Genomic DNA, 5,384 nt, shown 5'->3' on the forward strand with positions numbered 1-5,384 from the left:
TGCGCCTCGATCGGGTCACCCAACGGTGTGCCCGTCCCATGCGCCTCCACCACATCCACATCAGCCGGCTCCAACCCGGCAGCCGCCAACGCMGAGGCGATCACCCGCTCCTGCGACGGACCATTCGGCGCGGTCAAACCATTGCTCGCGCCGTCCTGATTCACCGCCGAACCCCGGACCACGGCAAGGACGTTGTGCCCCAACCGCCGMGCATCCGACAACCGCTCGAGGACCAACACCCCCACACCCTCSGMCCACCCAACACCATCCGCGCCGGCGGAGAACGACTTGCACCGCCCATCAGCGGCCAGGCCCCGCTGGCGCGCGAAGTCCACGTACAACTCCGGGCTTCCTGAGACCGTGACACCGCCTGCCAGTGCCAGCGGCGCTTCTCCCTGCCGCAACGCATGGCACGCCAGGTGCAGCGCCACCAGCGACGACGAGCACGCCGTGTCCACCGTCATCGCCGGTCCCTGCAAACCGAACACGTAAGAGACCCGGCCGGAGATCACGCTGTCCGAATTTCCGGTCATCCGAAAACCTTCGTGTTCGCCGACCACCCGCTCGGCATAGCCCGACGGAGTAGCACCGACGAACACACCGGTTTCACTGCCGCGCAACGTCACCGGATCGATACCCGCGTCCTCCAACGCCTCCCAGGCGGACTCCAGCATCAGCCGTTGCTGCGGATCCATGGCCGTCGCCTCGCGTGGACTGATACCGAAGAAACCGGCGTCGAAAGCACCCGCCTCGGTCAAGAATCCGCCTTCCCGGACATAGGTGGTTCCAGGCTTGTCCGGGTCTGGGTGGACCAGCCGCTCGAGGTCCCAGCCGCGGTCCGAGGGGAAGGGCGTGATCGCGTCCGTGCCGGACGCCACCAAATCCCATAACTGGTCCGGAGACCCGACGCCGCCGGGATAACGGCAGCTCATCCCGACGATCGCGATCGGTTCGTCCGTCCGTACTCGGCGGACGGTTCTCGTCGTCCGCCGTTCGGCGTCGGGCGCGTCGCCGAGCCGGGACACGATGAATGTCGCCACTGCACGGGCGGTGGGGTGGTCGAAGACGAGGGTAGAGGGCAGCTGCAATCCCGTGGCCTTGGTGAGCCGATTACGGAACTCCACACCGGCCAACGAGTCGAAACCCAGTTCCGTGAACGGAACCTCCGCATCGATCGCCTCGACGGAGGCGTGCCCCAACACCGCTGCCACCTGCTCACGCACCACTGCCAGCGCCACCTCGTCGCGCTCCCGGGCCGACGCCGACGCGAGCCGCCCCACCGGCGACCCGCCGTCGACGCGCGGCCGCGCAGGCACCGACACCAGCGAACTCAGCACCTTCGGCAGCGAACCCGTCTCGGCCTCCTCCGCCAATCCCGCCGCATCGAACTCAGCACCCACCACCAGCGCCACGTCCGCTGCGACTGCCGCATCGAACAACGCCAGCCCGTCGGTGTCGGCGAGCGCGCGAAAACCCAACCGCCGCAACCGCGCCAGCCCGGCTTCACCCAAGTCGCCCGTCATCCCGCTGCCTGCGTTCCACGGCCCCCAGGCCACGGACACACCGGGCAGGCCTGCCGCCCGCCGCAGCCGAACCACCGCATCCGCGAACGCATTCGCCGCCGCGTAATTGCCTTGCCCCGGCGAACCCGCCACCCCCGCAACCGACGAAAACACCACGAACGCCGACAGATCCGAATCGCGCGTCAATTCGTGCAACAACCATGCCCCGTCCACCTTCGGACGGAACACCCGATCCACCTGCTCGGCGGTCAAGGTCTCTACGGTGCCGTCATCCACTACGCCCGCCGCGTGGACGATCCCGGACAGCGGAAACTCCGACGGGATTCCCGCCAGCATCGCCTCGACCGCACCTCGATCCGCCACATCGCACGCCGCCACGTCAACCACCGCGCCCAGCGCGGACACCTCCGCCACCAACTCCGCCACACCCTCGGCATCGCGACCACGCCGCGACACCAGCAACAGCCGGCGCACCCCGTGCTCCGCCGCCAAGTGCCGCGCCACGATCGCACCCAGCCCGCTGGTACCCCCGGTCACCAGCACCGTCCCGGCCCCGAAGGACATCCCGGCCGCATCGGTCGACGCCGATTCTCGACGCAACCGCGGCGCCGACAATCGACCATCCCGCACCGCCACCTGCGGCTCACCCGCAGCCACGACCGCCGACACCACCCCTGCGTCGATCTCGCCATCGCGGTCGAGCACCACGATCCGACCCGGATGCTCCGCCTGCACGCTGCGCACCAACCCCGCAACAGCCGCGGACACCGGATCGGGCGACTCTTCCGGCAGGCCCAGTGCATTCCGCGTCACCACGACCAACCGCGTCTCAGCGAGCCGCGAGTCCGACAGCCACGACTTCAACAGCCCCAAAGCCGCTTTCACTGTCCGCCCACTTGCCTGCGTGCCATCCCCGACGCCTGATTCGTCTTCGTCGCCCTCGACCACCCAGACAACTGATCCCGCAACGTGATCGGCGGCCGCCAGTTCGTATACCCCGGCGAATCGACTATCGATCCCCGGCACACTCCCGTCGCCGAGCACCGCCATAGACCCACTGTCCCCACGCGAGGGCGCTGGCACCGTCACCCACTCCATGCCGTACAGCGGCGAGGTACCGCCGGCCCGAACGCGGTCCACCGTACGGCGCTCAACGGGATGCACCACGATGGAGTCCGCGCTCACCACCGGCTCGCCCGCTTCGTCCACCACGTCCATCCGAACCCGATAGCCGCCCAGCAGGACCGCGTGAAGCCGGACCGGCCCGGAACCTGTGCGCGACAATCGCACGCCGCCGAACGACACCGGCAACGGAACCCGACCCGCGGGGATGTCCTCCATGACGAAGTCGAGAGAGGGGTGCAGGCACGCGTCGAACAGCGCCGGATGAATCCCGAACCCCGACGCCTGCCCAGCCGTGGCCTCGTCCAACGACACCTCGGCGAACATCTCCTCCCCACGCCGCCACACCGCGCGCACCCCACGGAACACCGGCCCGTACTCCAGTCCCAGACCCGCGATACGCCGATACAGAACCTGCACATCGAGCTGCTCCGCATCCGCAGGCGGCCAGACCGGCTCGTCCCATCTCGGTGCGGCGTCCGCTGTCGAGGCGGGACCCGCCAGCACACCGCGGGCATGCGGCACCCACGCGTCGACATCGTCGTTCCGCTCGGCCCTGGAGTAGATCGTGAAGCGTCGCCGACCATCAGGATCGGGCTCCCCGACACCGACCTGCAGATCGACAGGGTGATCCCCGAAAGCCAGCGGTATGTCCAGCAGCAGTTCCTCGACAGTGTGCACGCCCAGCCGCACACCGATCGCCGACGCCAACTCCAGGTAGGTCGTCGCAGGCACCACCGCCGTCCCGAACACCACATGATCGGCGATCCACCGATGACCGGCGTCCGACAGCTTTCCGGTGAACAGCCATTCGTCCTTGCCTGCCACCGGCACCGCATCCATCAGGATCGGATGCTCGACACTTCCCAGCACAACCGGACGAGCCGCCTCCAGCCAGTAACGCTGATGCTGAAACGCATACGTCGGCAACGAAACCCGCACCGGGGACCGACCGGCGAACAACGGCTCCCAGTCCACGTCGATGCCAGCGTTGTGGGCGTGCGTGAGGAACGTCAGGAATTGCGTCACCTCGTCGGCGCCGCGCCGACCTGAGGCCGCCACCAACGACTTCGATTCGATTTCCTCCGGCAGGCACTGCCGGGTCATCGCCGCCAGCACGGCGTCGGGGCCCACTTCCAGGAACCGCCGAACCCCCATGTCCACCAAGGCGTCGACGCCGTGCGCGAAACGGACCGTGTCGCGCACGTGACCGACCCAGTACATCGGTTCGGCGAAAGCCTCGCCTCCGACCATGCCGAACACGTTGGACACCACCGGCAACAGCGGACGACCGTACGTCACCTCAGCGGCAACGGTCTCGAATTCCGGCAGCATGGGATCCATCCATGCGGAATGGAAAGCGTGGCTGACCCGCAACCGTGAAGTCCTGACCCCGTCCGCGACGAGAATCGGCTCCAGCTCCGCGATGGCGTCCTCATCACCGGAAACCACGATCGAAGACGGGCCGTTCACCGCCGCGATCGACAGCCGCTCACCGAACCGAGCGATGGCCTCGACCGCTCGCTCTTCCGTGATCGCGGCGGCAAGCATCGCACCGCCGGCCGGCAACGCTCCCATCAACCGGCCCCGCGCAACCACCAGCGCGCAGGCATCGGCCACCGACCACGTCCCGGCCGCGTACGCGGCGACCAGCTCGCCGATCGAATGCCCGATGAGCACGTCCGGGATAATCCCGAACGACTCGATGAGCCGGAACAACGCCGCCTCGTAGGCGAACAACGCAGGCTGCGTGTACTCCGTCCGATGCAGCAGATCCTCGCCCGCGTCGCCGAAGATGATGTCCTTCAACGAGACGTCCTGCGACGAGGGTGCCAGCAACCGATCGAACTCCGCGCACAGCTCGTCGAACGCCGACGCGAACACTGGGAACGCCGCATACAGCCCGGCGCCCATACCGACACGCTGCGCCCCCTGTCCAGTGAACAGGAATGCGATCTTGCCTCTGGCCGGTGTGCCCTCGGCCACGCCCGGCGAGGCCGAACCCGCGGCCAGATCCGCCAAGCCGGCCAGCATGGCGTCCCGGTCGCCTGCGACGACCGCCCCGCGCCGATCCAATCGGGCTCGCGTCGTCAACAGTGAATGGGCCACGTCCACCGGTTCCGCTTCCGGATGCGCCACCAACCATTCGCGTAGTCGAGCCGCCTGCGCACGCAGTCCCGCTTCGGATTTCGCCGACACCAGCAACGGCACTCGTCCCGAAACTACGGGCGGCGTGTCTGCCGCGACCGGCTCCACCGCGCGCTCCGGGCCCGGGGGAGCTTCCTCGAGGATGAGGTGCGCGTTGGTACCGCTGATCCCGAACGAAGACACGCCCGCCCGACGCACCCGCTCACCCGCGGGCCACGACCGCTCCTCCGTCAGCAACCGCACCGACCCCGCCGACCAATCCACATGCGGCGACGGCGCATCCACATGCAACGTCTTCGGCAATGTCTCGTGCCGCATCGACTGCACGAGCTTGATCACGCCTCCGACGCCCGACGCGGCCTGTGCATGCCCGATATTCGACTTCAACGACCCGACCCACAACGGCTCTGCACGACCCTGGCCGTATGTCGCAATCAACGCTTGCGCCTCGATCGGGTCACCCAACGGTGTGCCCGTCCCATGCGCCTCCACCACATCCACATCAGCCGGCTCCAACCCGGCAGCCGCCAACGCCGAGGCGATCACCCGCTCCTGCGACGGACCATTCGGCGCGGTCAAACCATTGCTCGC

1 protein-coding gene is annotated in these 5,384 nt (G+C 68.2%); it reads right to left on the reverse strand.

Annotation, left to right across the window (positions count from 1 at the left end; genetic code table 11):
• Nucleotides 1–5,384: type I polyketide synthase (locus AB4Z47_RS30275; protein WP_441956073.1), on the reverse strand; the 5,384-nt coding region annotated here is incomplete at both ends.

The sequence above is a fragment of the Nocardia sp. 2TAF39 genome (assembly GCF_052114905.1).
GTDB lineage: Bacteria > Actinomycetota > Actinomycetes > Mycobacteriales > Mycobacteriaceae > Nocardia.